Genomic DNA, 1,913 nt, shown 5'->3' on the forward strand with positions numbered 1-1,913 from the left:
TAACATTAAAAAATGCCACAGGCTCAAAATCCTGTGGCATTTTTATTTAATACCGATGAAAAAAGAAAGGCTACATATTTAGTTGTTAAGAAACTAACCGCAACACTTCTTATATTTTTTGCCGCTACCACATACACAAGGTGCGTTACGCTCTGGTACTTTATCAAATACTTGTGGTGTTGACTTGCTAAGCGCAAAGTCTAGTTCGCGAATATCTTCTGGTACGTCTGCTTTAACTTCAATTGAAGCAAACAGCGAATGCTCTTCTAGTATTGCTTCTATTTCTGATTGTCGTTCAGCTGAGTTTACAATTAGCGTTAACGGGTGCAACTCTGTGCCTACCTTTGCGGTACGATTTGGCGCAAATCCATTACTGTTATTTTTACCCATTATGTCGGGTTTACCCATAAAGAAAAATTTTGACATGTTACTTCTATAACCTTTCTACATTATTAAGACGGCGCATCTTAACAGCTTACCCTTCATATAACTAAGTGTACTTGTAAATAGCTTAACAACACGTCTATAAAGCAATTTTAACTTAAAAATTTAAATGGCCTGCAAAATAGGCTAACCACTATTATATACATTTACTATAAACTGATTAAATAAATGCGATTATTATCAACATTTAAATACTCTGTACACTTAGCTTCGTTATCTAAGCACTTACCAATTAAGCGATAGATATGTTAACCAAGGCAATAAAATTGCCTTTAACTTTAGGGTCTTTTGAACTTTCAAGGTTAAATTTGCAGCCGTCTGTTTGGGGTTTAGGCAAGGCAAAGCCTATTTATGTGGTTATTCCCCATAAATAGGCGTGAACAGGACGCGTAAGCTTTGCTCGGTTTTTACTTGTCCCACTAGGTTACAAACCTCGCGACGCAATTAAATAGCCCCTAGTTTGAGCAAAGATCAACAGACTCAAGCCTCATATATAAAGAGGCAATTTATTTAAATAGAGAAAATTATGTTTAAAAATTTTGGATGGATAGTAGAAGCAAAGCTTAACGCTGGTGAACTTGAAAACTTTAAAGCGGTAATGAATTCGCAAGTTAATCGTGCTCTTAAAGAAGTAGGCACTAAAAATTATCAGTACTATATGTCTGATGCTGGCGATGTTTTAGTTTATGAGCGCTTTGCTGATGCAAACTCTTCACACGAACATATTGAAAATTGGGATGACCACGCAGAGCGTTGGATGGCAGCCGCGGCTCCAACACGCATGATGCATTTAGGTGACTTACCTGATGATGTTCGCAAACGCCATGCTGCTCTAAGCCCATTATGGCTTAAACCCTTTGGTGGTTTTTCTCGCGAAGAAGAGCAAACAAGTCAAATTGAAAAAGACGGCGATACTACATTTAATAACTTTGGTTGGATTGTTGAAGCTAAGCTAAATCCAGGGCAATTAGACGCCTTCCGTGAAGTAATGAACTCACAAGTAGAGCGCGCAAAAACAGAGCCAGGTACACTAAACTACCAATATTATATGTCTGACGATGGCGACATTATGGTTTATGAGCGTTTTAGAGACTTAGAAGCGTCGCATATCCACATTCAAAACTGGGATGACCATGCAGAGCGTTGGATTGCTGCAGCAACACCAACACGTATGGTGCATTTAGGCGATTTACCAAAAGAGCTTACAGATAAACACGCAGCTCTATCGCCACTCTTGCTTAAACCTCTAAGTGGGTTTGCTAAGTAATCTGAACGCTAGATATCTGCTGTTTTAATAGATGGCAGATTCAAGTCTGAAGTGCATAACCTTTTAACCAAAGCTCAAGTTAAGTAAATATTATTGCAGCTTGCTCTATAGATACCTTATAGTTAAATGCCATAACCTATCCGGTTATGGCATTTTTTGTATTTAGGATAAAGGTATAGCATTGGAAAAATTTAAGTTAATA

2 protein-coding genes are annotated in these 1,913 nt (G+C 37.7%); one reads left to right on the plus strand and one right to left on the minus strand.

What is annotated here, in order from left to right; translation table 11 throughout:
• Nucleotides 1–93: 93 nt before the first annotated feature.
• Complete coding sequence (locus GQR46_RS19180) at nucleotides 94–426, minus strand: PBPRA1643 family SWIM/SEC-C metal-binding motif protein (protein ID WP_010552992.1); 333 nt, start codon at nucleotides 424–426, stop codon at nucleotides 94–96.
• A 544-nt stretch (nucleotides 427–970) separates the two neighbouring features.
• Between GQR46_RS19180 and GQR46_RS19185 the strand changes: the two genes are divergently transcribed.
• On the plus strand, nucleotides 971–1,711 hold the full coding sequence (locus GQR46_RS19185) for an antibiotic biosynthesis monooxygenase (protein ID WP_165742118.1): 741 nt from the start codon (nucleotides 971–973) through the stop codon (nucleotides 1,709–1,711).
• The last annotated feature ends 202 nt before the right edge of the window (nucleotides 1,712–1,913 follow it).

Source organism: Pseudoalteromonas sp. Z1A6, from assembly GCF_011378745.1.
Classification (GTDB): Bacteria; Pseudomonadota; Gammaproteobacteria; order Enterobacterales; family Alteromonadaceae; genus Pseudoalteromonas; species Pseudoalteromonas arctica.